At 70.4% G+C, this 25,270-nt stretch carries 20 protein-coding genes and 1 pseudogene; 15 read left to right on the forward strand and 6 right to left on the reverse strand.

From position 1 onward, the window contains the following. Positions 1–375: 375 nt before the first annotated feature. The 3 genes from mscL (at position 376) to ACQPWZ_RS35005 (ending at position 3,815) form a co-directional block, all read left to right on the forward strand. Positions 376–819: a large conductance mechanosensitive channel protein MscL gene (gene mscL, locus ACQPWZ_RS34995; RefSeq protein ID WP_340477436.1), complete on the forward strand. Its 444-nt coding sequence runs from the start codon at positions 376–378 to the stop codon at positions 817–819. Positions 820–1,023: 204 nt separating this feature from the next. Continuing rightward, positions 1,024–2,928 carry a LamG domain-containing protein gene (locus tag ACQPWZ_RS35000; RefSeq protein ID WP_405575261.1) on the forward strand — a complete coding sequence of 635 codons (1,905 nt, stop codon included), beginning with the start codon at positions 1,024–1,026 and terminating at the stop codon, positions 2,926–2,928. Positions 2,929–3,212: 284 nt separating this feature from the next. After that, positions 3,213–3,815, forward strand: a complete 603-nt coding sequence (locus ACQPWZ_RS35005; protein WP_433573501.1) for a YcxB family protein — start codon at positions 3,213–3,215, stop codon at positions 3,813–3,815. 150 nt (positions 3,816–3,965) lie between these two features. Here the strand turns inward: ACQPWZ_RS35005 and ACQPWZ_RS35010 are convergent, their stop codons facing one another. The 3 genes and pseudogenes from ACQPWZ_RS35010 to ACQPWZ_RS35020 form a co-directional block, all read right to left on the reverse strand. Next, positions 3,966–5,324: an ABC transporter permease gene (locus ACQPWZ_RS35010; RefSeq protein WP_433573502.1), complete on the reverse strand. Its 1,359-nt coding sequence runs from the start codon at positions 5,322–5,324 to the stop codon at positions 3,966–3,968. After that, positions 5,321–6,015: pseudogene (locus ACQPWZ_RS35015) on the reverse strand (ABC transporter ATP-binding protein). The gene ACQPWZ_RS35010 and the pseudogene ACQPWZ_RS35015 overlap by 4 nt, the downstream one beginning before the upstream one ends. Further along, positions 6,012–6,545 (reverse strand): PadR family transcriptional regulator, encoded by a 534-nt coding sequence (locus tag ACQPWZ_RS35020; RefSeq protein ID WP_433573503.1) that lies wholly within the window; start codon positions 6,543–6,545, stop codon positions 6,012–6,014. The pseudogene ACQPWZ_RS35015 and the gene ACQPWZ_RS35020 overlap by 4 nt, the downstream one beginning before the upstream one ends. A gap of 349 nt (positions 6,546–6,894) precedes the next feature. On the opposite strand from ACQPWZ_RS35020, the gene ACQPWZ_RS35025 reads away from it, so the two are divergent. After that, on the forward strand, positions 6,895–9,915 hold the full coding sequence (locus ACQPWZ_RS35025) for a trypsin-like peptidase domain-containing protein (RefSeq protein ID WP_433573504.1): 3,021 nt from the start codon (positions 6,895–6,897) through the stop codon (positions 9,913–9,915). Positions 9,916–9,932: 17 nt separating this feature from the next. Next, a complete protein-coding gene (locus ACQPWZ_RS35030; RefSeq protein WP_340477443.1) occupies positions 9,933–10,523 on the forward strand; it encodes an NUDIX domain-containing protein in 591 nt (196 codons plus the stop codon). On the opposite strand, the gene ACQPWZ_RS35035 is transcribed toward ACQPWZ_RS35030, so the two are convergent. Next, positions 10,509–11,765 (reverse strand): hypothetical protein, encoded by a 1,257-nt coding sequence (locus ACQPWZ_RS35035; RefSeq protein WP_433573505.1) that lies wholly within the window; start codon positions 11,763–11,765, stop codon positions 10,509–10,511. The two genes, ACQPWZ_RS35030 and ACQPWZ_RS35035, sit on opposite strands and share 15 nt — an antisense overlap. 118 nt (positions 11,766–11,883) lie before the next feature. Between ACQPWZ_RS35035 and ACQPWZ_RS35040 the strand changes: the two genes are divergently transcribed. From ACQPWZ_RS35040 to ACQPWZ_RS35075, 8 genes are all read left to right on the forward strand, one after another. Continuing rightward, positions 11,884–12,294: a CU044_2847 family protein gene (locus ACQPWZ_RS35040; protein ID WP_433573506.1), complete on the forward strand. Its 411-nt coding sequence runs from the start codon at positions 11,884–11,886 to the stop codon at positions 12,292–12,294. 437 nt (positions 12,295–12,731) lie between these two features. Further along, a complete protein-coding gene (locus ACQPWZ_RS35045; RefSeq protein ID WP_433573507.1) occupies positions 12,732–15,038 on the forward strand; it encodes a collagenase in 2,307 nt (768 codons plus the stop codon). Between the two features lie 82 nt (positions 15,039–15,120). Next, complete coding sequence (locus ACQPWZ_RS35050; RefSeq protein ID WP_433573508.1) at positions 15,121–16,293, forward strand: NAD(P)/FAD-dependent oxidoreductase; 1,173 nt, start codon at positions 15,121–15,123, stop codon at positions 16,291–16,293. Then, a complete protein-coding gene (locus ACQPWZ_RS35055) occupies positions 16,290–16,604 on the forward strand; it encodes a (2Fe-2S)-binding protein (protein WP_433573509.1) in 315 nt (104 codons plus the stop codon). Before ACQPWZ_RS35050 ends, ACQPWZ_RS35055 begins: the two co-directional genes overlap by 4 nt. Further along, positions 16,585–18,069 (forward strand): FAD-dependent oxidoreductase, encoded by a 1,485-nt coding sequence (locus ACQPWZ_RS35060; protein WP_433573510.1) that lies wholly within the window; start codon positions 16,585–16,587, stop codon positions 18,067–18,069. Before ACQPWZ_RS35055 ends, ACQPWZ_RS35060 begins: the two co-directional genes overlap by 20 nt. Positions 18,070–18,140: 71 nt before the next feature. Continuing rightward, positions 18,141–19,055: a dihydrodipicolinate synthase family protein gene (locus ACQPWZ_RS35065; protein ID WP_433573511.1), complete on the forward strand. Its 915-nt coding sequence runs from the start codon at positions 18,141–18,143 to the stop codon at positions 19,053–19,055. 46 nt (positions 19,056–19,101) lie between these two features. Continuing rightward, complete coding sequence (locus ACQPWZ_RS35070) at positions 19,102–20,160, forward strand: proline racemase family protein (protein WP_433573512.1); 1,059 nt, start codon at positions 19,102–19,104, stop codon at positions 20,158–20,160. A 43-nt stretch (positions 20,161–20,203) separates the two neighbouring features. After that, positions 20,204–20,920 (forward strand): GntR family transcriptional regulator, encoded by a 717-nt coding sequence (locus tag ACQPWZ_RS35075; protein ID WP_433573513.1) that lies wholly within the window; start codon positions 20,204–20,206, stop codon positions 20,918–20,920. 102 nt (positions 20,921–21,022) lie between these two features. On the opposite strand, the gene ACQPWZ_RS35080 is transcribed toward ACQPWZ_RS35075, so the two are convergent. Further along, positions 21,023–21,538, reverse strand: coding sequence for a hypothetical protein (locus ACQPWZ_RS35080; RefSeq protein WP_433573514.1), 516 nt, complete (start codon positions 21,536–21,538; stop codon positions 21,023–21,025). 900 nt (positions 21,539–22,438) lie between these two features. Between ACQPWZ_RS35080 and ACQPWZ_RS35085 the strand changes: the two genes are divergently transcribed. Then, positions 22,439–23,644 (forward strand): cupin domain-containing protein, encoded by a 1,206-nt coding sequence (locus ACQPWZ_RS35085; protein WP_405575294.1) that lies wholly within the window; start codon positions 22,439–22,441, stop codon positions 23,642–23,644. 10 nt (positions 23,645–23,654) lie between these two features. After that, a complete protein-coding gene (locus tag ACQPWZ_RS35090; RefSeq protein WP_433573515.1) occupies positions 23,655–24,551 on the forward strand; it encodes a sucrase ferredoxin in 897 nt (298 codons plus the stop codon). 194 nt (positions 24,552–24,745) lie between these two features. Here ACQPWZ_RS35090 and ACQPWZ_RS35095 read toward each other — a convergent pair whose 3' ends face one another. After that, positions 24,746–25,240, reverse strand: coding sequence for a hypothetical protein (locus ACQPWZ_RS35095; RefSeq protein WP_433573516.1), 495 nt, complete (start codon positions 25,238–25,240; stop codon positions 24,746–24,748). Positions 25,241–25,270: the final 30 nt, after the last annotated feature.

A 25,270-nucleotide genomic window follows, 5' to 3' on the forward strand; every position in this document is an offset into this window, starting at 1 on the left:
AGGGCGTCGCGTCCCACGGCAACGCCCATGCGGGAGTTGACCCTCGCAGCAGCCCACAGGCTTGTAAAGACTTCTGCGGCTATTGCGGACAACTGTGACCTGACGGGAGCCAAGCGGTGTACGTTATGAGATTTCGGCGCGTTCCGGCCCGCGATCGAGAGCGCGCGACGGTGCGCCGCAGGTAGCCGAGCGCCACGGAGCTGCAGCCACGGGCCCAGGGCATCGCCGGTGTCCACGCGCGGACCGCGGCCGGAAACGAGACCGTACACATTCACTCCCGCCTCCCGGGGCAGCCGGACAGGGCAGGCACACCCCGTCCCGCGCCCACACGCCCCCACCTGTGACACCGCGGGCCCCGGAGAGGAGAACCAAAAGATGAAAGGCTTCCGCAGCTTCATCCTGCGCGGCAACGTGGTCGACCTGGCCGTCGGCATCGTCATCGGCGCCGCATTCACCGCTGTCGTGAACGGTTTCGTCGGCGCATTCCTGACCCCACTCGTCGGACTGGCCACGGGAGCCACCGGCGACATGAGCCGCAAGCACTTCACGCTCGGCGCGACCCAGTTCCCCTACGGCGCCTTCATCAACGCCGCCATCAGCTTCCTGCTCCTTGCCGCAGCCCTGTACTTCCTCGTCGTCCTGCCCATCAACAAACTCCACGAGCGCCTCGCCCCCCACCAAGACGTTCAGGCCCCCAAGCGCGACTGCCCCGAATGCCTCAGCCCCGTCCCGGCCCACGCCCGACGCTGCGCGTCCTGCACCGTCCCCCTGCCCGAGATCCCCGTCCAGGCCGAGACGACCACACAGCGCGCCGGCTGACTCCGGGCAACCGCCACGCCGCTCATCCGACGGCTCGTTGACCTCTTTCAGGGCCGCCCAACAGCAGGCACCTGCCCACCTCATGCCTGAGCGCATAAAAGATCGAATCGGATCCCATCCCCGGGCTAGGGTGCGCCGACGGGCCTCGTACAGTCGCCCGTTCACGAGGGGCCTGGGGAGGCCCATGGGAGGGGAAAGACAAACGTGCCCGGACACAGACGGAGAAGCACGCCCGCGTGGGCCGCGATCGCAGGCGCCACACTGCTGGCAGGGCTGTTGACATCGCCGGCCTTCGGAGCAACGGGCGATGCAGCCGACGATCCAGTACCAGGACCACCCCGGATCACCAGCCAGGGTCCGTACACGGAGTGCACCGCGAACGACTGTGTCGGGCGCGGCGAGCCCGGGCTGCCCGGGCTGTTCACCTTCCGGCCGAACGAGGCCGATGTCGACGCGGACACAGGAAGCACCGACGTCACCGGCTACCGGGTGCGCCTGATCGACCAGATGGGAGCCGTCGTCGTCAACGGGGCTGAACCGCCGCCGTACACCGCAGTGCCATCCGTTGCGGGCCTTCAGGTCCTGGAAGTACAGGCCAGGGACTGGGGCGAACGCTGGGGCCCTTCGACGTCCTTCCTCTTCATGGTGAAGCAGGCGCCCGGCGCGGTCGGACAGTGGCAGTTCGCGGACCGTCCCTCAAACGGAACAGGGACCACGACGAAGGACACCGCCACCGAGGGCACGGAGCGCCATGACGCGGCACTCAAAGGCGGCGCCACCTGGTCGGACCGGGCCCGACGCGGCGAGGACGACTATTCACTCGACCTGAACAGCACCGGCCTGCGCAAGCCAAAGGCGTACGCAACAACAGCCGGGCCGCCCATCAACACCGGCGAATCGTTCACCGTCTCGACCTGGGCCTATCTCGCCGACACGACGTCCGACCAAGTCGTACTCTCCGCACCCGGGACCCACGACGCCGCCTTCGAGCTGTCCTACTCCGCCCAGCACAAGAAGTGGGCCTTCGGCCGAGGTGCCCAGGACCGCCGTCACACGTCGGATGTCGTCTCCTACGGCGACGCGGCGCAACCGCCCGCTCGCGTATGGACCCATCTGGCCGGAGTCTTCGACACCAAACGCGACACAGACACGACGAACGACACCATCCAGCTGTTCGTCAACGGCCGGCCCCAGGGGCAGCCGGTAACCCTCTCCACAGCGACCTCGGCCTACCGGCCCTGGACGTCGGCAAGAGGACTGCAGATAGGCAGGACCAAGGCCAACGGCCACCACCAGCGGTACTTCCACGGCTACATCGACGAAGCAGCAGTCTGGCAAAGGGCACTCCGACCGAGGGACCTACGTCTGGTCTCAGACCTCGAGAACGAATCCGAGCCGGCCACCACGCTCGTCGCGGACTGGAACGCCGGCCCGGCCACCACCGGCAACACCATCAAGGACTACAGCCGCTACAGCCGAACCGCCCTCAACCTGTCGCCCGAGGGAGCACAACTCCTGCCGGACAGCATGGGACAAGGCCGACTGGTCCTCGACGGAATACGGGGCTACGCCGACGCCTCCGGACCGGTCGTGGACGAAACGGGCTCATTCACCGTGTCGGCTCGGGTGAGTGTGAACGGTACGGACTGGGCGTCCAAGCCGGTCGGCTACCGCGGAATTGTGGCTGCCCAGAACCTCGCAGGCACCTCGTCCTGGGCGCTCGTACTGACCAAACTCGACACAGACGTCTCCCTATGGAGCTTTGTCCGTACCGCGGTTGACGCGGCCGGCAACGTGACAGGTCGTATCGAGGCCCAAGCGAACGACGTGATGACCGACTTCGACACGCTGATCGATCTCACCGGCACCTACGACGCCGCTGCGATCGCCGATGACCCGTCGGACACGTCCGGCAAACTGAAGCTCTACATCGGAACCTCTGCCCAGGCGACATCTCCCCAAGCCGGACACACCTCGCAGACGCAGGGAACGGGCAACGTGACCGTGGGCCGCGCAGCCGACGGCGACTATCTCTCCGGCACCCTGGACCGATTGCGCATCTGGGCCGGCGCCCTGACAGCCAACGGGGTCGGCAACCAAGTCCCGTGACCGGCGCGATGATGGAGCCGGCCGGCTGACCTTTGCCGGGCTGGCTCGTTGAGTGCGGTACCCCGAAGCAGGGCCTGCGGTGAGTCAGCACCGTAGGCCCTGCGCTCTCCGGGGCCGGCTGCCGACGTGGGTGTGGTCCTATGAGGACCTGTCAGTAGTGCGTTCCCGGTGGCGCCGAGTGTGTGGGGCCACAACCTGGCTGAGAGGGGCGATCCGGCTGAGGTGGGATGAGCGGTTGATCGCCTACCAGTACGATCCGTTTCCACCAGCTCTGGGGAGGGCGTATGACCGCCGACGTATCCGTTCAGTTGACGTACACGGTGACACTGCGGGAGATATCTGACGGGTTGAAACTTCAGATGCGGCACAGCCCGGCCGGCCGGTGGGCTTTTCGCGTTCTGTGGGGCGTGGGCATTTTCCTCGGCCTGGTGATCGCGATCAACGTTGCAGTCAAGGGCACCGACTCCCCGGCCCTGGGGGTGCTGCAGTTGATGGTGACCGTCGTCGTCATCGCCATCGCCTGCCGCTGGCTGATGGCTCTGGGCCTGCTCGGATACGCCAGGCACCTGGGCGAACATCGCGTCACGGTCGACCCATCGGGGATCAGCACCGTGTCCGCGCGCCATACGAACCACACCGGTTGGGAGTTCTACGGACGCTGGGCCGAGGGCCGTAGGGTCTTCGTGCTGCTCACCCCGGACGTGTGGGGAGCCGGAGTGCTGATGCTGCCCAAGCGAGGCTTGAGCTCGCCTCAGGACGCCGAACGCGTAAGGGAGTTGCTCGCCGCCAGACTGATCGACCAGCGATCGGTCCGGGCTGTGCGGAACAATGCTGGAAACCAGCCCGAAGAGGGCCCCAATGACGCGGAAGTCGTGCGCGATGCCTGAGTTCGGTCGGGACAACGCACATGCTTGAGTGATCAGAAGCGACAGGAGTCCGGATCGACGACGGTCGGGTCGGGCAGTTCAGCAAGCGGGCGGGCATGCCCCCACCCAGGTCGGCAAGTGGTCGTCACCGTCCGCTCTGATGGTGCGCTGTCATGTGTACCGCAGCTCCCCCGGCCCCGCCCAGCGTCCGAGAAGGGGCAACGCCGTCGCCGCCGCCAGCAGGCACGACGCGTACATAACGGGCGCGACCAGCAGGGCGGTCCACGGCACTGATCCGACACCGGTGGCCGTGGAGTACGAGACGCCGATCGCCATGCCTCCGGCGCCCGCCAGGAGCAAGCCGGGGGCGAGGGGGAGGGCTGTCTCCAGGAGGAGGGCGCAGTTCAGGACCGGGCGCTGCACGCCGGCCGCCACCTGGGCCGCCAGGCCCCGGCGGCGGGAGGCCAGTGACTCCGCGGTGCCCACCGCGAGCCCGGAGAGAGTGATCGCGAGGGCGACCAGGATGGCGGCCCCGGTCAGGTCGAGACCGGTGGTGTAGTACGCCATGTCGGCGGCAAGACGATCCCGACTGGACAGCTCCGTGCGCATCGCGTGCTGAACGCAGAGGAAGACCGTCCCGACGAGCGTCACCAGCAGCACTGCGGCGTGGGACCGGGCCGCGGCCCACGGATCGTCGCGCAGCCGTTCCCCCGCGATCAGCGGCGCCGCGGTCCGGGCCCGTGCGGCGAGCAGACGCCCGGTGTGTCGCGCCGTGACGCCGGACAGCCACACCGCGCCGGCGCCGAGGGCGACGACGAGGCCCAGGATGGTCAACGGCGTCCGCCAGTCGAACCGGTTGCCGGAGATGTGGCCGCCGTACATGGCGAGCGACGCCAGCCCGGCCACCATCACCAGACCACCACCCAGGGACAACAGTCCTGGTCCCCGGCCCGCCTTCGGGTGCACCCGGCGGACCCGGCCCAGCGGCGAGGCCACCACCCGGCGCAGTGCCAGCGCTCCCGCTGCCGCGCCCAGCACCGGTACCCCGACGGCGACCAATGCGAGGCCCGCCCAGGTCAACGGCGTCGGACCGCTCCACAGGCGCAGCAGGAGAACCACCGAGAAGGCGGTGGTGAGCGCCGAGCCCAGCAGACACGCGAGCCCGGTCTCCAGGGCGGCGATCCGGCGCACCTGCCAGAGTGTCGCCCCGGCCAGCCGCAGCCCGGCCAGTCGGCGATCGCGGTGCACGGCGCCGATCCGGGCGCACTGACCGAGGAATCCCAGCACCGGCACCAACAACAGCAGCAGGCCGCTGATCACCCCGGCACGGGTGCCGGGTTGGTCCAGGAGGCCGTGGAAGACGGAGAGGGTGTAACTGCCCTGCAGGGACGCGAGCGTGGCGGCCACCGTCGCGAAACCGGTAGCGAGCGCTGCGCCCGCCGCCGTCAGTGTGATCCTCCACCACTCCCGCCGGTCGGACCCGCGTACGAGCTGCCAAGCCAGGCGGAGGTCCGAAGCCGTCGCGCTCATGCCGTCACCTCCAGCTTCGACACGGCACCGTCCCGCAGCTGGACCTCGCGATCCGCGTACGCCGCCACTTGGGCGTCGTGCGTGACCAGCAGCACCGCCGTGCCCGACTCCCGGGCCGTGTGAGCCAACGCCGTCATCACCTGCTCGCTCGCCAGCGAGTCCAGCGCCCCGGTCGGCTCGTCCGCGAACACCACCCTCGGCCGGGTGACCAGCGCACGGGCCAGCGCCGCCCGCTGCGCCTGCCCGCCGCTCATCTCGCCCGGCCGAGTTCCTCCTGTCCGCGCACCCCGAACCGCTCCAGAAGCGCCTCCGCGCGCGCCCGCGCCTCGGTGCGGCCGGTGCCGGCCAGCATCAGTGGCAATGCCACGTTGTCCAGGGCCGTCAGCTCCGGGATCAGCTGCCCGAACTGGAAGATCACCCCGAATTCGGTGCGGCGCAGCTCGCTCAGCCGCTTCTCCGGCAGCATGTCCAGCCGCTCGCCGTCGTACGTCACCGAGCCCGCGTCCGGCCGGACTATTCCGGCCAAGCAGTGCAGCAGCGTCGACTTCCCGCTGCCGCTGGCCCCGGTAACGGCGAGGATCTCACCGGCCCGCAGCTCGACACAGGCACCGCGCAGGGCCTCGGTCCTGCCATGGGCCTTCGCCAAGTCGCGGGCCGCAAGCAGCGGCTGTCTCGTGGTCCCGTTCGTCATGCTGTGCAGACCTCCGCGGTCAGGGTTGTGAGCCGGGCCGCCGTGGTGGTCATCCAACGGAGGTCGGCGTCAAGGTGATTGAGGGCGTAGTCGGCCGAGAGGACGGTCGTCATGTCCGTACCCGGGGCTGTCTTGACCGCCGTGAGCTCCCGCATCCGCCCCATATGGGCAGCGCGCTGGGCCAGCAGATAAGCGCCCGCGTCGCCGCCGGTGAGGATCGACACGACGACCTTGGCGAAGATCTCGTTCGTCACGAAGGGTGCGGGGGGTGCGATCTCACCTGCCCAGCGGGCCAGTTCGCGCGTGCCCTCGTCCGTCGTGCGGTACGCGGTCCGCTCCGGACCGCCGTCCGACGCGGTGCCGTCGACCGCCGCGAGGCCGTCCCGGACCAGGCGTTGCAGGGTCGTATAGACCTGCCCGTATGCCAGAGGACGGGCCTCGGGGAAGCGCTCGTCGTGACGTCGCTTCAAGTGGTATCCATGGCTGGGCCCCGAGGAGAGGAGCCCCAGCAGAATGTGACGGGTGGTCATGCAGATCAGTATGCACCACGTATATGTACTGAGTGAATAGTGGACGAGGGTGAAGGCGGATTGAGGGGAGGCCCGACAGCGATGAACGCACATCGGGTGCGCGGCGAACGGAGTCGGATGTGCAGAGGCGCTTCAGAAGCGCCCGGCTCTGACGGAGGATCAGCTTCGACTCACCGAAGGCCCGTTCGGCTCCAGGTCTTCTCCCGGCGGGCTGCTCCTCCCTCGCCGGCTGAACGGCCTGCGGGCGAGGGATGGTTAAGGCGTCAACTCGCCCCCGAACAACGGCGTTTCCCAGCCCCTGGTGGGGGAGGATCAGCCAGTCGGTTAGTGGTGTGCAACGGGAGTGTTCATGACGGTGCCGGAGCGACTGAGTGACGAAACGCGGGAGCGGCTGCGGGTTCTGACCGAGCGGCACACGGTCGGCATCACGGCCGGCGGTGCCTTCTGCGGTTCGGGGTTCGTCGTGACCCCCGACACGGTGATCACCTGCGCCCATGTTGTCGCCGGCCGTGATCCGGCGGGTCTCGTCGCCCTCGTCGAGGGGCGGAGTGTCGCCGTCGACGTGGTGCGGATGGTTCCCGAGTCCCGGGGAGAGGGCAGCATCTACGGCTTCCCGGACCTGGCCGAACTGCGGCTGGCCGAGCCGGCGCACGACCTGGGCGGGGTGTGGCTCGACGACAGCGAGCCCCTGCAGTCGGCCTCGGTATCGGTCCACGGCTTCAGCGGCCACACGCTGGAGCAGGGTGTCCAGCCCGACACCCTGCGCCTACAGGTCGCGGGCCGCAGCGGACAGTACGTACGGTTGCAGTGGGACCAAGTGGTGCAGGGCTTCAGCGGTGGCCCGGTGCTCGACACCGGCACGGGACGTGTCTGCGGGGTGCTCAAGGCGTCGCGGCACGAGAAGGGGATGTCCGGCGGCTGGCTCATCCCGATCGACGCTCTGGAGCAGTGTTCTCCCGGGCTGTTGGAGCGAAACCGCCTCTCACACAGACCCGGCACACCGTGGTTCGACACGGTCGGTGAGCGCCTGCGCAGGCAGAGGGAGCTCTTCGGACCCGATCCCGGCAGCGAGGGCGGCGGCACGACGCCCGCGCAGATGCTGTCGCGTGGTGCCATGCCGTTCGTGGAGAGGCCGGAGCTGGGGGAGTTGGTCTCGTGGTGTCACGAGTCGCCCGATCACCTGCTGCGCGTGCTCTACGCGCCGGGAGGCTCGGGCAAGACCCGGCTGTCGGCGCAGCTGTGCGGGCTTCTGCGGGAGGAGGGCTGGGTCGCCGGGTTCGCCGAGGTGTTCACCAACCCGCTCGCCCAGGAGCGGTGGTTGGAGAACATGACCTCGGCGCTTGCGGCCGGTTTCCCCGCACTCGTCGTCTTCGACTACGCCCAGGCGCGTGTGAGCGACGTCTGCGAGCTCCTTGCGCACATCCACCGCCACCGGCCGCAGGACGCCACTTTGCGCGTCCTGCTCCTCGCCCGGTCCGAGACGCCGCTGCGGCAACTGCTGCAGGAGGAGCTCGCGGCCCGGCACATCGAGGAGTGGGCGTTGCGTGAGGCGAGCGCGCACAGGCTGCCGAACAGCATCGAGGGCAGGGAGCCAGAGTCGCTGGCCGTGGAGGCGTTCGGCGAGTTCGCCAGGCAGCTGGACTGTGCGTGGGTCGCTGCGCCGGACGGTCTGGGACGTACGGCCGGACGGCAGGACTCCCTGCTGGGGGTACTGGCCACCGCTCTGGACGCCGTGCTCACGCTGCGCCAGGGGGAAGCCTGGGCGGAGAACGAGGATCCCCTGGCCCGCATCTGCTGGCACGAGATCAAGGGCTGGCACGCCTTGTTGGAGGACCGGCTGGGTACGGACGGGCCCCTCGCGGGACGTACCGGGCGACTGATGGCGGAAGGGCTGTTGCTCGTCCCCACACTCGCGCGTCGCCGCGAGCGGAGGGAGCTGACCGCGCTGCTCCGGCGTGTCCATGAAGCCGCCTTTCCCGACGCGGACCGCAGCCCCTCCATGGCTGCCGTCCACGGGTGTCTGCGCGCGCTGTACCCGGCGCAGGGCAGTCAGGTGGCCGTTCTGGAACCGGACCGCGTGGGGGAGATCCTGGCGCGCCGGGTGCTCCTGGAGCCGGAGAGCTGCGGCGAAGCCGCCGACTATCTCGCGGCCGTGCTCGGCGCGGACGTGCCTGGTGTCGACGACGCCCGTGCCGAGACGGTTCTGGAGACGCTCGACGTGCTGGCCCGCGCCCGCGGCTGTACCGCGGTGGGGCGGGTCATGGACCACCCGGCTCACGCGATCCTCGACGAGGCGCTGAGTGAGGCTGTGGGCATCAACCCCCGGCTGCTGGTACCGGCGTTGACGGTCACGGGAGCGCGCGTACCCCATGCGGAACCGCTGGCCGAGTTGATCCGGCCCGCCCTGGAGCAATGCGACACCCCACTGCTGCTGCAGGTCGAGACGCGGCTTCCCGGCTACGCCGGCGGGCTGTCCGGCGTGTCCGCCCTCGTGCTGGAACGGCTGCTCGCCGTGCCCGACCGTACGACGCCGGACGGTACGACGACCGACGAGGACAGGCTGGTCCGGCTGCGCCGTCTGATGAGTCGCAGCCTGCGCCTGCAGGAGACGGCACGAGGTTCTGAAGCATTGCGGGTGGCCGATGAGGCGGTCGTCCTTGCTCGTGATCTGGTCCGGCGTTCCGGGCGACACCAGCGGCCGCACGCGGCCGCGCTGCACAATCTGAGCTTGCTGCGCCACAGGGCGGGTGACACCGCCTCTGCCCTGGAGTTGAACGTCGAGGCGGTGTCGCTCTATCGGAACCTGGCGGACGAGGAAGCCCCGCAGCGGCCGCACCTGCTGCTGGACACCGCCTGGGCGCTGAGCACGCTCGCGTTGCTGCGCTTGGCGGACGGGCAGGTCAACGGCGCGGCCGAGGACGCCGCCGAGGGTGTTCTGCGGTGCGAGAGTGCCGCGGACGGTGCCCGGCGGCAGGATGTACTTCTCCAGTGCCTGGAGACGCTGGCCGAGTGCCGTATGAAGACAGGGCTGACGGATGAGGCTCTCGTGACGGCGGCCGAGGCGGTCGCGCTGCTGCGGGAGCTGGCCAGGAGGCGGCCGGCACAGTATGTGGCGCGACTGCCTCACACCCTGCAGTTGCACGGTCTGTGGCTCATCAGGGCGGGCCGTTTCCACGAGGCGCACGATGTCCTGCAAGAGGCGGTCCGGCGCAGGGCCGTGCTGCCTCTGCAGGCGTCGCCCCACTTGCGCAAGCAGCAGCGGACCGCGCTGTCCGTGCTGGTGCAACTCACGGCCGAACTCGACGAATTCGCAGATGAACGTACATCCTGGCGGGAGATGGAGGCCGTGCTCGACGGCCTCACCGACTGACAGGAGCGCTCGCGCCGATGGATGACGCAGTGGATGCACCGGCCGTCCCCGAGCCGATCAGGCGCCGCAGGGCCGTGGAGGTCTTCGGCAACCGGTTCGGCACGCTGTTCAACGACGAGGTGGTGGCGCCCACCGGTGTCGAGGGCCAGTACCTGCGCTGGCGGTGGTCCCACAGCGGAGTGGTCGTCGTCCCCACGGGGCCGGCCGGGTACCTGTTCGTCCCGACGTACCGCTACCCGATCGGTGATGTGTCCCTGGAATTCCCCCGGGGAGGGTGCGACGCGGACGAGGCGCCCGCCCGGGCCGCGGCCCGGGAGCTCCGCGAAGAGACCGGTTACGCCTGTGACGCCTCCTTGCTGCGCCGAATCGGGACGGTCCATGCCGACACCGGTCTCATCGAGACGGGGGTCCACGTGTTCACCGCGGAGGTCCATGACGCGGAGGCGTCCACCGCTCGTCCGGAGGCGATGGAGTCGGTCACGGACCCGGTCTGGGCCAGTCGCGAGGAGGTGCTGACCTGGCTGCAGAAGGGCAGCGTCACCTGCGGGGTGACGCTGGCGGCCCTCGCGCTCGCGCTGGCCGCCGGCAGCTTGTCAGACGGCGGCTGACGCCACGGCGGACGGCCTGGCACCGCCGACGGCGGATCCCTGGACGAGACGACGCCTCATGCCCCGCTCGTCCATCGGCTCCGTGCCGGCGACACCGTTCGCGTCGGGGACGCTGCGGTCCAGGACCTGTACGTCGAGGTAGTCCTCCCTCGTTCCGTCCGTCGACCACACATCGAGTCCCGCGCCGAGAGCGCCCGTCGTCTCGTCCTCGGAGACGGCGAAACGCATCAGGTTCTGCTTCCCGGCGAGGACCTCTCGCGCACGCTCGTCCGTGTCACGGAACGTACGGATGAAGGCTTCCTGCATCCAGGCGCTGAACTCGGTGACCGCTTCGCCGAGTCGCGCCGGGTCCGGACCGTCGCCCCGCCGCAGGAGAGCGAGTTCATGGACCATGGCGTTGCGGGACGGCTGCTCGGTCGCTTCCAGGAACACCTCGACGGGCAGCCGGCCGAGGAGGAACTCGTCGAGCATGCCGGCCGGCAGCGCGTTCTGCTCCTGCACGACGCGTGCGGTGGAGGATCCGATGGCCGCCTGCGCGCCGCGGGGTGCGGCGGTGCAGGCGCCGAGCACGGTGGGCAGCGCCTGCCGGTACGCCTCCCCGGCCGCCCGGTCGACGGCGCCCAGCGCGAGAATCACCTCGGGTGTCCGGCCGCCCGAAGCGTCCCGGAACGCGTCTTCCCAGTCCCTGATGGCCTTGAAGAACAGTGGCTTCTCGCCGGACATGAACGCGTGGGCCGCCTCCAACGTCCTGCGCGTCTCACCGCCCGCGTCGCGCAACTCCTGCTCCACCAGGGCGAGCACCCCTGCTTTGAAGGCGGCGGCAACGGTGTCGAGCTGATAGGAGACGGGGTGCGCGGCGGTCCGGCGGTCCATGTCCTCGGCGTACCCGGCGCTCGGGACATGTTCCACGTCACGCAGCTTCTGCGAGGCGCGGACGGCGCCCAGGCTCTGGCCGTCGCGGCGGGCCACGCGGATACGGCCGCCGTCCAGAAGCGTCCCCAGGTCGGCCCGTACGGCTTCATTCCGCGCTGCGGCCTCGGCCTCGCGTGGATCCACCAGGGCGCGGAACAGCGGTGTGTTGAGGCATTGGGAGTCCCCGATGAGCAGCACGTCGGAGAGCAGGACGTGGAAGAGTACCCGGGCCCGTAGGTCCGCGGCCTTGGCGAAGGGGGACTGCCGGTGGATCTCGACGTCCGAGAGAAAGACCTTCTCCAGCGATAATTCGGCTCGTGCGTCACTCATGAGCTGCCTCCCCCTTGGCTGCGGACCCGGCCGAGTGTAGGGAGAACTTCCGGTGTTCGTCCGCAGAACAGGGCATCCTTGTTGTTCTGTTGGGAGTTGCGACGTACGAGGAGCTCAGGTGTCCGATCTTGTCCAGGCGATGATGCCCGATGGCACGGCGATGTGGGTGCGGGTCGCGGACGACGAGGAAGGCCCACGGGACACCGGCTTCGGCGACACGGTCAGCCGCCGCCTCGATGACCTCTCCGGCACCCTGGACACGGTGACCCGCACCGTCCGTGCCGGCCTGCGCAACGCCGCGCCTGATGAGGTGGCGCTCGAGTTCGGCATCGAAGTGGCCGCGAAGAGCGGCAAGTTGGTGAGCGTCCTGACAGAAGCGGGCGGAAAGGCCACTCTCAAGGTGACGGTCACGTGGCGCAAGGGGCAGCCGACGGTGACCACCGTGACGCCTACGGGCCAGGCGTCCGAGCCCGAGCCCGAGCCCGAGGACGGCGAGGCAGGCGCGGACCGAGCGGGCGGGACTGTCTGAAGGGGGAAGAAGCCGACGACGTACAAGTCCGCCCCTGGAGCCACCGAAGAGCGTCACGCAGGCCGGTCCGACTGTGCGATGAGAACGACTTCGTGGCCGAGCGCGGTCTCTCCGCAGGTCAATGACGGCCTCGCGGCTGCCCGAGCGACGGTCGACCACCTGCCCCGGCACGGGTGCCCAAGCCGGCGGGAGAGTCGGCGGCAGACGTGCGGCCTCCCGCCGGGCTCATGGTGATGAGCAGTCAGACAACGTTCCCCGTGGTGTCGATGGCGGGTGGAGCGGGACAAGTTCCGCACACCTCTTGCCAGTAAAATTGCACACTACTATGTTACCGGGTGCGTACCGTCGTGCCCGTCTTCAACTCCCGTCTTCACCCGGGCACTTCGGGACGCTTCGTCCGCTGTTGCACCACCCCCACCTCCCACACAGGAGTCCAGGTGTCCCAGCTCAGACCGATGCGCGCGTCCTTCCTCGCGGGCGCCGTCGCCGCGTTACTGCTCGCCCCGCTCGGGCAGGCCGGTGCCGTCGAACCCCCGCCACCCACTGTCGCCCCGTCGCAGGCGCTGCCCTCCGACCGCACGGGCGACGAGGTGGAACGCCTCGCCCGTGCGCCCCGCTCCACGCCCACCGCCGCCCCCGCTCCCGGGGGTCTGCCGCAGGCACGCACACCAGGCCGGCGCAGCACCCCCGCTCCGCAGCACGCGGCCACTCCCACCGCGGTGCCCTGCACCCTCGACGCGGTCACGGCGCTCGCACCCGAGGGGTTCGCCGACTTCCTCGCCGATCCGGCCGTCACCGCCGACGGCTGCCTCGGCGGCCTCATATGGACCTGGGACCCGCGCCTCCCGCGTGTCATGTCGGACGACCACGTCCAGGCCGTCAGCCGCCGCGCCTCGTCCCTCGCGGGGGCGCACGACGGCCGCAACTCCACCCACCTGCTGGAGATGTTCACCTATCTCCACGCCGTCGCCTACCACGACTTCTCGCACACCGAGATCGACGTCACCGACGCCCCGACCACCGAGGCCATGCGGCGCGCCGTCCATGCCTTCGGCACGGCCGCCCGCACCTTCGACGTCACCCGGACCAACGCCGAGACTCTTCGCGAGTCGCTCTACGCCGGCAGTGCGCCCGGTCTGCGCCACAGCCAGCTCGCGCTCATCAAGAAGGTCCTGGCCACCATGGACCGCTACCACAAGGGGCAGTACGACGACGCCTCGTGGGGTGGCGCCGCGCTGGCCGCACTCTCGGTGAACTACCTGGGCATCTACCCGGGCAACCGGGACACCGCGTTCCACAATGTGGTGACACAGAACCCCTCCTACCGGGCGGCGTTCCGCGCCTTCTCCGGCCACGGTCATCTCAAGGGCACGGTCAACGCGTGGGTCGCCCGTGACGCCCTCGGCGAGTACGGCCGCTTCGGCCAGGTCACCGTCCTGACCGCGGGGATCGTCCCCGACCTCGGAGCCCTGCTGCCCGTCACCGAAGCCACCTTCGGGCGTGGGGCCGCGCCCTGGGCCTCGCTGGTGACCTGGCTCAACTTCTACGAGGCGTGCAAGCCCTACAGCGTGTGCAAGGAGGACATCGAACGCCGGATCTTCCCGCACACCTACACCTACGACGGCGGGGCGATCAAGGTCCGCACCGGCCTGGACCGCCCGACCGTGGACCAGCTCTACTACGCCGCCAAGCAGGTCAAGGCACAGTTCCACCGGGTGCTCGGCACCCTGGAGCCGCTGACCGGCGACACCAACACCACACTCAACGTGGTGCTGTACGCCTCCCGCGGCGACTACGAGGTCTACCACCCCATCCTCACCGGCATGGGCACCGAGAACGGCGGCGTCTACATCGAGCGCGGCGCCACCTTCTACACGTACCAGCGCCGCGTACCGCAGGACTCCTCGCTGACCCTCGAGGAACTGTTCCGCCACGAGTACACCCACTACCTCAACGGCCGCTGGGCCGTGCCCGGTTACTTCGGAGAGGGCCCCTGGTACAGCGGAGACCGCACAACCGCGATGGACGAGGGAACGGCGGAGTTCTTCGACGGTGCCACCCGCGACGACGGCATCGCCGTGCGCAAGTCCCTGGTACAGGGCGTCATCGACGACACGGCGGGCGGCGGCCCCAGGATGAGCGTCGACCGGCTGCTGCACGCCACGTACGACGGGGACGGCTTCCGCTTCTACGACTACGCGGGCACGTTCTTCGAGTTCCTGTGGACCGAACGGCCCTCGCTCCTGCGGGAGATGTACCGGCATCTGAGGGCCGACGACCCGGCTGCCTTCGACGCCTGGCGCGACCGGCTCGGCGGCGACCCCACGATCCAGCGGGGCTACGACGCGTTCCTGGACGCGCGGATCGCCGAGGTCGACGACCTGTTCGTGCCCGACACGCAGTACACGCCCAACGCGCAGCTGCGGGACGCCTCGACAGCCGCCGTCGCACTGCTCTTCCAGAACGCGACAGCTGCCGGACCCACGTGCGTCGACGCCGGTGGAGCGGGCATGCGCCGCTTCTCCTGCACCGGGCGCGTCACCGCCCGGCTCAGCGACGCCGGGTCACCGGACCACGTCTTCAAGGACATGTCCGAGACGGTCGACCACTTCATTCTCGACCGGGCCGGCGCCGCCTCCAACAACCTCGCCGACATGAACTGCTCCTTCGGGGAGGTGGACACCTGGAGCGACGGCAGCGCCGGCACCTCGACCTATCACTGCGAGGGCCCGCTGCGCAGCTGACCAACCGCTCAGGGGCCGGGGTTGCACCCGGTCCCTGAGCGGATTCCCCACCGCCCGAGCGGAGGAGTGACACATTTCGGTGGTGTCCAGCACAGAGACCCACGACGTCGTCGTCATCGGTGCCGGCGTCGTCGGAGCCGCCTGCGCCTACTACGCGAGCCGCGCCGGACTCCGCGTGGCCGTCGTCGACCGCGGTCCGGTCGCGGGCGGCACCACGGGCGCCGGCGAGGGCAACCTGCTCGTCTCCGACAAGGCGGCCGGGCCGGAGCTCGAGCTCGCCCTGCTGTCCGTGCGGCTCTGGCGTGAACTGGCCGCGGTCCTGCCGGCGTCCGTCGAGTACGAGCCCAAGGGCGGTGTGGTCGTCGCGCCCGACGAGGCCGCCCTGGACGCTCTGCGTCGCTTCGCCGAGGGCCAGCGAGGGGCAGGGGTGGACGCCCGTGAAGTGGCGGCCGATGAACTGGGCGAGCTCGAACCCCATCTCGCCCCGTGGCTCGCGGGCGGCTTCCACTACCCGCAGGACGCCCAGGTCCAGCCCGCGCGCGCAGCGGCGCATCTGCTGCACACATCCGCCTGCGACCGGTACCTGGACGAGGAGGCCGTCGCGATCCTCACCGGCGCGGACGGCACGGTCCGCGGCGTGCGCACCGCTCGTCGCGAGCTGAGCGCCCCGGCGGTCGTCAACGCCGCCGGAACCTGGGGTGGTCACGTGGCCGAGCTGGCCGGCACGACGTTGCCGGTGCTGCCCCGTCGCGGCTTCGTCCTGGTCACCGAACCGCTGCCGCGGGTCGTACGCCACAAGGTCTACGCGGCCGACTACATCGCCGACGTCGCCAGCGGTTCGGCAGCCCTGCAGTCCTCGGCCGTCGTCGAGGGCACACCGGCAGGGCCCGTCCTGGTCGGTGCCACCCGCGAACGCGTCGGTTTCGACCGCGCCCTGTCCGGCGAAGCGCTGCGCCGCCTCGCGGCCCAGGCGGTGGCGCTCTTCCCGTTGCTCGCACACGTCCGGGTCATGCGCGCCTACCACGGCTTCCGGCCCTACCTGCCGGACCATCTGCCCGCCATCGGCCCCGATCCGCGCGTGCCCGGCCTCTTCCACGCCTGCGGGCATGAGGGTGCGGGCATCGGCCTCGCGCCCGCGACGGGGCTGTTGGTCACCGCCGCGCTGTGCGGTGAACGGCCACCGCTGGACCCGGCGCCGTTCGCCCCCGAACGCTTCGATGACCCTGCCCACCGACCGACAGGAGCGGACCGTTGACCCGGTCACCCGCAGATCCGGTACGGGCCGAGCCCGGCCCGCCCTTCGAGATCACCTTCGACGGACGCCCCGTACGGGCGCTGCCCGGGCAGAGCATCGCCGCGGCGCTCTGGGCCGCGGGCATCCTCGCCTGGCGCACCACCCGCAAGATCGGCGCACCGCGCGGCGCCTTCTGCGGTATCGGGTCCTGCTACGACTGCCTTGCCACGGTCAACGGCCGCCCCAACCGGCGGGCCTGTCTCCTGCGGGCACGCCCCGGCGACACCGTCACCACCCAGGAGGGCACCGGACATGCCGAACTCGCCGTCTGAACACGGGCGGTCCGAACACGGGCGCGCGACGGGCGAACAGCCCGCCGGTCTCGCGGTGGTCGGGGCGGGACCCGCCGGGCTCACCGCCGCGGTCACCGCCGCGGACCTCGGGGTCCCCGTGACCCTCCTGGACGCGGGGGACCGTCCGGGAGGGCAGTACCACCGGCACCCGGCGCCGGAGCTCGGCGCGCGCACACCGGGCGTGCCGCACCTCAAGCGGCGTGCCTGGACCCGATGGGAGCATCGGCTGCGCCACCACCGTTCGGCCGGCCGCATCCGGTACCTCCCCGCCCACCACGTCTGGACGGTGCTGCCGGAGGCAGAGGAGGGCGGCTGGGTGCTCCACGCGGTCGCGCGGGAGGAGGAGCGGGCGGTGACCGTCCGCGCTCGTTCCCTGCTGCTGGCCACCGGGGCGTACGAGCGTCAACTCCCCTTCCCCGGATGGACGGTGCCCGGTGTGGTCGGGGCGGGAGGGGCGCAGGCCATGCTCAAGTCGGGCCTGGTGCTTCCGGGCCGCCGCGTGCTCGTGGCCGGGAGCGGCCCTCTGCTGCTGGCCGTCGCGGCCTCGCTCGCGGCGGCGGGTGCCACCGTGCCGGCGGTCGTCGAGGCGGCCGCCTACACGGCGTATGCGGACCGGCTCGGGACCCTCGCCGTCAACCCGGGCAAGGCGCTGGAAGGCGCCCGTCTCGGCGCCGGTCTGGCACGCCGCGCCGTGCGGCTCCTGTCCCGGCACGCCGTCACCGCCGTGCACGGCAGCGACCGGGTGACGGGAGTGACCGTCCAACGGCTCGACAGCGCCTGGCGACCGGTGCCGGGCACTGGGCGGCACATCCCCTGCGACGCGCTTGCGGTCGGCCACGGACTCGTACCGCAGCTGGAGCTCGCCACCGCTCTCGGCTGCGCCGTACGGCGGACGGCGGACGGAACTGTCGCTCTGGCGCTCGACGCGCGGCAGCGCACCTCGGTGCCGGGAATCTGGTCCGCCGGTGAGGCCGGCGGTATCGGCGGAGTGGAACTGGCTCTCTTGGAAGGCCAGTTGGCGGGTCACGACGTCGCGCACGAGCTACACGGAACGCAACTCCCGCCGCGAACGCGGGGTCTTGTCCGCCGCCGCGCCCGTCGGCGGGCCTTCGCCGACACGATGGCCGCCGCGCACCGGCCGGGGCCCGGCTGGGTCGACTGGCTCACCCCGGAAACCGTGGTGTGCCGGTGCGAGGAGGTCCCGGTCGCCGAGGTCCGCGAAGCCGTCGAAACGCTGGGCGCCGACGACTCACGGACCGTCAAGTTGCTGACCCGGGCCGGAATGGGCTGGTGCCAGGGCCGCATGTGCGCCCCCGCGGTGGCCGCGCTCGCGGGCCGCGAACCACCCCCCGAGAGCCGTCCGCTGTCCTGCCCGGTCCTCCTGGGCAACCTGGCTCGGCTGCCGGGCACGGACGCGTCCGGAAGGGGGGACCCCGCCGGATGATCCCGGGGACCGGGACCTCGCAGGACCGGGCCACGCCCCCGCACCCGTCACACCTCACCGAAGGAGCGCCCATGACACTCGCATCCGCACCCGCCCTCCGTACCCGACCCTGGCACGGCCTCATGGTCGCCACCGCTCTTCCCCTCCGCGAGGACCTTTCCGTCGACCTGGACGCCTACGGCGCACACGTTGCCCGGCTGATCGCCGACGGCTGTGACGGCGTGGTCCCCAACGGCTCACTCGGCGAGTACCAGACCCTCACCGACGACGAGCGCTCCCGCGTCGTACACACCGCCGTGGAGGCCGCCGGAGACGGCGATCGTGTGATGCCCGGCGTCTCCGCGTACGGCAGTGCCGAGGCCAGGCGCTGGGCCGAGCATGCCGCCGAGGCAGGGGCCGGATCGGTACTCCTCCTGCCGCCCAACGCCTACCGGGCGGACGACGACGCCGTATCCGCGCACTACGCCGAGGTCGCACGGGCGGGCGTGCCCGTGGTCGCCTACAACAACCCCTACGACACCAAGGTCGACCTGACCCCCGCCCTCCTCGCCCGGCTCCATCACGAGGGCAGCATCGTCGCCGTCAAGGAGTTCAGCGGTGATGTGCGCCGGGCCTACGAGATCGCCGAACTCGCGCCGTCCCTCGATCTGTTGATCGGCGCGGACGACGTCCTTCTGGAACTCGCCCTGGCCGGCGCCGTCGGCTGGATCGCCGGCTACCCCAACGCGCTGCCCAGCTCCTGCGTCACCCTCTACCGCGCTGCCGTCAGCCACGACCTGGCCACCGCGCTGCCCCTCTACCGGGCACTGCATCCCCTCCTGCGCTGGGACTCGCGGACCGAGTTCGTCCAGGCCATCAAGCGCTCCATGGACCTGGCGGGCCACCCCGGCGGTCCCACCCGCCCGCCGCGTACGCCGCTGACAGCCGAGCAGGACGCCGTGGTGCGAGCGGCCACCGAGAAGGTGCTGGCCGAAGGCCACCGGTGACCCACGAACGCCCGAACAGGCACACAACCCGGCCAGGAGGGAAACCATGCGCACCCGTCACGTCTTCCACGCCGTCGACTCCCACACCGAAGGCATGCCGACCCGCGTCGTCACCGGCGGCGTCGGCGTGATCCCCGGGGCCACCATGGCCGAGCGCCGTCTGCACTTCATCGAACATCTCGACCACATCCGTACGCTGCTGATGTACGAGCCGCGCGGCCACTCGGCGATGAGCGGCGCAATCCTCCAGCCGCCGACCAGACCCGATGCCGACTACGGCGTCCTGTACATCGAGGTGTCCGGGCTGCTGCCCATGTGCGGCCACGGCACCATCGGCGTGGCCACCGTGCTCGTCGAGACCGGCATGGTGCCCGTCACCGAACCCGTCACCACTGTCCGCCTCGACACCCCGGCGGGGCTGGTGAGTGTCGATGTACAGGTCGAGGACGGTGCGGCCCGATCCGTCACCCTCACCAACGTCCCCGCCTTCTGCCTCGCCCTGGACCGCAAGGTCGACGTGCCCGGCCACGGCACGGTCACCTACGACATCGCGTACGGCGGCAACTTCTACGCCTTCGTCCATCTCGACGCCCTCGGCCTGCCCTTCGACCGGGCCCGCAAGGACGACCTGCTCGCCGCCGGACTGGCGGTCATGGACGCCGTGAACGCCGCCGATCCTCCTGTCCATCCCGAGGACCCGGCCATCAGCGGCCTCAAGCATGTCTATCTCGCGGCCCCCGACTCCGACGCCCGACGCTCGCGGCACGCCATGGCCATCCACCCCGGCTGGTTCGACCGCTCGCCCTGCGGCACCGGAACCAGCGCGCGCATGGCCCAGTTGCACGCGCGCGGTCTGCTCCCGCTGGAGCGCGACTTCGTCAACGAGTCGTTCATCGGCACGGAGTTCACCGGCCGGCTCGTCGGGGAGACCACGGTCGGAGGCTTGAGCGCCGTGGTCCCCACCGTCACGGGCCGCGCCTGGATCACGGGCACGGCGCAGTACTTCCTCGACCCGTCCGACCCATTCCCCGGGGGTTTCTGCTCTGAGCGCGGCGGCCCGGCGACCCACGTGTGTGCCCGGTTCCCCGCGGACAGCGCAACGTGACATTGTACGCTGGCGCTTCCCGCGGACCCCCGGAGGAAGCGCCATGGGCCAACTGAAGCAGGACGACCTGATCCCGGCCCAGGAACGCCTGCGCGACCGGGTCGCCCACGCACTGCGCGCTGCGCTCGTGGCGGGCGAACTCCGGCCCGGCAGCGTCTACTCGGCGCCTGTTCTCGCGGCCGACTTCGGCATCTCCGCAACCCCCGTGCGCGAGGCGATGCTCGACCTCGCCCGGGAGGGCCTGGTCGAGCCGGTACGGAACAAGGGGTTCAGGATCACCGAGGTCAGTGAGCGTGATCTGGACCAGTACACCGATCTGCGGGCGCTGATCGAGGTGCCCACCATCGGCCGGGTCACCCGCAGCGCGACAGCCGGGCAGCTGGAGGAACTGCGCCCGGTGGCCGAGGAGATCGTGGCGCAGGCCCGCGGCCACGACCTCATCGGCTACCTGGACGCCGACCGTCGTTTCCACCTCGGCCTGCTCTCCCTCGCCGGCAACGACCGGCTCGTCGAGACGGTGGGGGACCTGCGCAAGCGATCCCGGCTCTACGGCCTCAAGGGGCTCGATGAGCAGGGCCGGCTGATCTCCTCGGCCGAGGAGCACATCGAACTGCTCGACCTGATGCTCTCCGGGGACGCCGCAGCCGCGGAGGCATGCATGGCCAGGCACCTCGGGCATGTCCGTTCCCTGTGGGCAGCAGCCCGCGACGAGCCGGTCGAGCCACGGTCCCGGCTCACTCTGGGCGGCGCCCGCCTCTGACCCGGCCCGATCCGTGGGCTGCCATGTCATCCGCCTTGGGCCGGAAGGTGAAACGCGCCGCTTTCCTTTGGTGGTTCCCGTGGTGTGCGTGCCCAGCCTGCCCTACGACGACTGCTTCTTCGCCAGCTCCTCGTTTGCCGCCTTCTCGCACTCGGCGCTGGTGTCCCACGCCTGGAAGTGGATCGCCAGGTACGTCTCGGGCCGGCCGTAGTAGCCCGCACGCAAAGTCCAGCCGCTCTTCTTCAGGGATGTGACGGCCGAGCCCTGCTGCGTGAGTTCCCGCGCGTGCTTCCAGCCGGCCTTCTTCAGGGCCGCCAGTGTTCTGTCGTAGGACTTCTGTGGGTCGCCGGCCTTCTCGACGTCCGCCAGCCAAGTGACCGCGCAGTTCTTGAGGGAAGCCGGGAGACCCTCAGAGGGCTCCTGGGTGAAGCCTGCCGCCGTGGCCGCGTCCACGATCTCCTTGGTGGTGGCGGCGGCGTCCAGGCTCCCGCTTGCTTTTGCCGGGGCGGCGGACGGGCCGGCTTGCGACGTCCCGGACGTGTCGTCCCGAGCACCGCTGCATCCCCCCGTCAGAAGCACCACACCGGCGGCAGCGGCCGCCCACCTTGCTTTGCGCACGGGTCCCCCGATTTTCATCGCGCACAGGCCCCCTGCCCGCGCGATCAAGGGAGCATTCTGGCACGGATGTTCGCGCGGACATACGCACAGCCAGCTCGGCCCCGGCCCGGCCGCACGCTGTAGCGCGACCGTCGAGGCGGGGGAGGCCAGGACGTCCGTGCTTCCGCCGGGCCGGGTGTCTCGCGGTGCCGTGCCGGCCCGTAGACCGCGCGCTCGATGGCAGCCCGATCACTCAACGTTACTGATCGCATGGCTTGAGTCACAGCCCCACGGAGTGGACAGGGCCGGCCGGGCCCGGTCCGGGCCGACTCGATCCGCCCGCCGTGCGGCGTGACTCATCAGCCGTCCTGTCCGAATCGAGGCTTTCGTTCTGGAGCGATACGGTGATTGTGGACAGTGCCCATCCGGGATCGCCCGTAAGACGATCAGATGCCAGTTGGGGAGCCCGGTCCCGGCCGTTGGATTCGCAGGAGGAATGATGGCTAACCCCGGACAGGACCCGAACCGGCAAGAGGGTCCCGCGGATGGTGGTGCGGCGGGTGCACCTGGTGTGCATGACGGCGGTGCCGATGGCGGTGCTGATGGTGGTGCGGAGGGGCCCGCGGATGGTGGTGCGGCCGGTACGCCCGGTGTGCATGACGGTGGTGCCGACGGTGGCGCCGAAGGTCCCGCGGATGGTGGTGCGGCCGGTGCACCCGGTGTGCATGACGGCGGCGCCGACGGTGGTGCTGATGGTGGTGCGGAGGGGCCCGCGGATGGTGGTGCGGCCGGTACGCCCGGTGTACATGACGGTGGTGCCGACGGCGGTGCGGAAGGTCCCGCGGACGGTGGTGCGGCCGGTGCACCCGGTGTGCACGACGGCGGTGCCGACGGCGGCGCCGGCGAGTCCGGCAGCCGCTCTTGAGTTCCCTCCGAACCGAACTTCAGAGCACCGGCGCCACACCAGGCGCCGGGGTTCTGGAAACACGGCTGACCGGACTGAGTCAGGAGGAGTTCGCCCGTGACGTCTGGGCGCGGACAGCGTTGCTCACACGTCGCGCGAGCGACTTCTCGGACCTGTTCTCCGCCGAAGCCGTAGATGAACTGATCTCGCGCCGCGGACTGCGTACGCCCTTCCTCCGCGTGGCCAAGGACGGCGCCACACTGCCCGAGCAGTCCTTCACTTCGTCCGCCGGGGTCGGTGCCACCATCTCCGACCAACTCGACGACACTGCCCTGTGGCGCGCGTTCGCCGACGGCGCCACCCTCGTTCTGCAGGCTCTGCAGCGCACGTGGGGGCCGGTCGCGGACCTCAGCGCCCGGCTGAGCACGGAGCTCGGACATCCGGTGCAGGCCAATGGCTACGTCACTCCGCCGCAGAACCGCGGATTCGACGACCACTACGACGTCCACGATGTCTTCGTCCTCCAGATCGAGGGCACCAAGCGCTGGCTCGTCCACGAGCCCGTCCACTGCGACCCGCTGCGCGATCAGCCCTGGACCGATCGCCGCTCGGCGGTCGCGGAGGCCGCGAAGGGCGAGGCCCACATCGACACGGTGCTCGAGCCGGGCGATGCCCTCTACCTGCCGCGGGGCTGGCTGCACGCCGCCCAGGCACAGGGCAACGTATCGATCCACCTGACGCTCGGAATCCACAACTGGACGCGCTACACCCTGGCCGAACACCTCGTCCAGACCGCGCTCGCGATGCTGCGCGACGATATTCAGATGCGCCGCACCCTGCCGCTGGGCGTCGACACCCCGGCCGAGGACATCGACTTCGTCCGCAAACGCCTCGTCGCTGCCGTCACGGAGGCCGATTCCGCCCCGCTGTTCCACCGCACGCGCCGAGGCCAGGGACGCCCGGCGGCGCTGGGACCACTGGCTCAACTCAAGGCGGTCGACGGCCTTGGCCCCGAGTCGCCGGTGCGGCTCCGCGCATCGCTGGAAGCGCGACTCGAAGGCCCGCGCCTGAGCACACGCGTGGGCTGGCTCGACTTTCCGGAATCCGATCTGCCGTCGGTGACCCGCCTGCTCGACGGCGAGGTGAGCACCGCCGGTGATCTCGGCGTCGAACTCGTCGAGAGACTGCTGCGCGCGGGCGTACTGGTGCCCGCCCGACAGTGACGCCGCCGCGGTGACTGCGTCAGAACGCTTCTTTTGCTCCGATGCCGCCCGGATACGCGGCGACTCGATCGTGGGTACAGCGCCGCACGGACTGGTCTGGGTCCTTATCGAGTACCGAGGCGCGTGGCCGGCCAACGGCTTCGACGGCCTCGACCTCGCACCCACGGTCAAAGAGCTGGTGTTCACCGCCGCCCAGGCGGCACGCGCACGGATACTTCTGGTCAGGCGGCACGCACGCCCCGCGCGCGAGGGGCCCGGTCGCTGGGCGGTGCTGCGCTACGAGAGGTCCGGCGCCTACCGCCAGCAATGGGGCACGTGGCGATGTGACGAGGACTTGGCGGAGATCGTCGGAGCCCTCGGTGCCCCCGGGGAACTCGGCTTTCCGCCCGTGCTCCTCGTCTGCACCCACGGGCGGCACGACACCTGTTGCGCCGTACGAGGACGGCCCGTCGGCCGCGCCCTGAGCGAACGCTGGCCGGATCTGGTGTGGGAATGCACGCACGTGGGCGGCGACCGGTTCGCCGCCAACGTCGTCGTCGCACCCGACGGTGTCTACTACGGCGACCTCGATGCCAAGTCGTCTGTCACCGCGGTCGAAGAACACCTTTCCGGCCGTATTCACGCCGGATATCTGCGCGGGTACACAGACCTTTTCCCGCCGCAGCAGGCAGCGGTCGCAGCCGCGCTCAGACGCTTCGGCCCGGCCGGCCGCCATGACTGGGCGGTCGCCGACACTTCTCGCGATCGCGGCGGCTGGCGGATTCGCCTCACCGGCCGCCCGCCTCACCCCACGGCACTCGACGTCGAGGTGCGGGCCTATCGCACACCTCCGCACCAACTGACCTGCCGCGGACCGAAGATGAGTTCGGCCATCGGCTACGAAGTCACGTCGATGCGCATCGACTGAGCCCGCACGGTGGAACAGCGGTTGGGCTGGATCCTGCGCATCCGTCGCCGCTTCCACCGAGACGCCGACCGTGCAACAGGGAGCCCTCTTCCATCCTCTCGCAGCGGTGACGGCCTGCTGGACCATCCCCGCGCAAGGCTTCTGCTCGCCGCATGCGCGGGGAAGGTCCTGGATATGCGGCGGCCGGGAGGGGATCAGTGCACGAGATGGAGGGTGAGGGCTCCGCCTGACTGCGAGACGCGGGCGACGTGACCATGGCCACGGGCAGTGGCGTACGCGCCGGTGCCGCCGGTGATGGCGAGGTCGAAGTCGCTGGGTGGGGCACCGGGAGAGGTGGTCTGCAGGTGCTGCCAGGCCACTTGCCCCCGGGGAAGGCTGAAAGTGCCGGTGCAGAGATTGGTTTGTGCTGCCACTCGGGTGCACACCGCACCTTCGGTGCCATAACTGGCGCCACCGCGAAAGAGGTTCGCGGTGATGATGATCTGGTCGCCGATCCCGACTCCGGGTGCCCCGTTGTCCACCATGGTGGGCGCTGTGCCCTTCGAAGTCAGGTCGATGACCTCCGTGCGCTTGACGCTCCAGTCTCGGTCCAGGGCGTTCGGGTCGTTGGACGCAGATGCGGAACCCGCGAGAGCTGCGAGCGAGAGGGCCGTTGCTGCCGCCACGCCCCATTTCGAAATGGAGAGCATTTTTCCTCGCCTGATGAACGGGAATTGTTG

The sequence above is a fragment of the Streptomyces sp. CA-251247 genome, from assembly GCF_050952975.1.
Classification (GTDB): domain Bacteria; phylum Actinomycetota; class Actinomycetes; order Streptomycetales; family Streptomycetaceae; genus Streptomyces; species Streptomyces achmelvichensis.

Coding starts and splice junctions, on each gene's coding strand:
- ACQPWZ_RS35025 (WP_433573504.1), top strand. CDS start 6,895: ATGACGGTGCCGGAGCGACTGAGTGACGAAACGCGGGAGCGGCTGCGG.
- ACQPWZ_RS35035 (WP_433573505.1), bottom strand. CDS start 11,765: ATGAGTGACGCACGAGCCGAATTATCGCTGGAGAAGGTCTTTCTCTCG.
- ACQPWZ_RS35030 (WP_340477443.1), top strand. CDS start 9,933: ATGGATGACGCAGTGGATGCACCGGCCGTCCCCGAGCCGATCAGGCGC.
- ACQPWZ_RS35070 (WP_433573512.1), top strand. CDS start 19,102: ATGCGCACCCGTCACGTCTTCCACGCCGTCGACTCCCACACCGAAGGC.
- mscL (WP_340477436.1), top strand. CDS start 376: ATGAAAGGCTTCCGCAGCTTCATCCTGCGCGGCAACGTGGTCGACCTG.
- ACQPWZ_RS35005 (WP_433573501.1), top strand. CDS start 3,213: ATGACCGCCGACGTATCCGTTCAGTTGACGTACACGGTGACACTGCGG.
- ACQPWZ_RS35020 (WP_433573503.1), bottom strand. CDS start 6,545: ATGACCACCCGTCACATTCTGCTGGGGCTCCTCTCCTCGGGGCCCAGC.
- ACQPWZ_RS35075 (WP_433573513.1), top strand. CDS start 20,204: ATGGGCCAACTGAAGCAGGACGACCTGATCCCGGCCCAGGAACGCCTG.
- ACQPWZ_RS35095 (WP_433573516.1), bottom strand. CDS start 25,240: ATGCTCTCCATTTCGAAATGGGGCGTGGCGGCAGCAACGGCCCTCTCG.
- ACQPWZ_RS35065 (WP_433573511.1), top strand. CDS start 18,141: ATGACACTCGCATCCGCACCCGCCCTCCGTACCCGACCCTGGCACGGC.
- ACQPWZ_RS35010 (WP_433573502.1), bottom strand. CDS start 5,324: ATGAGCGCGACGGCTTCGGACCTCCGCCTGGCTTGGCAGCTCGTACGC.
- ACQPWZ_RS35060 (WP_433573510.1), top strand. CDS start 16,585: ATGCCGAACTCGCCGTCTGAACACGGGCGGTCCGAACACGGGCGCGCG.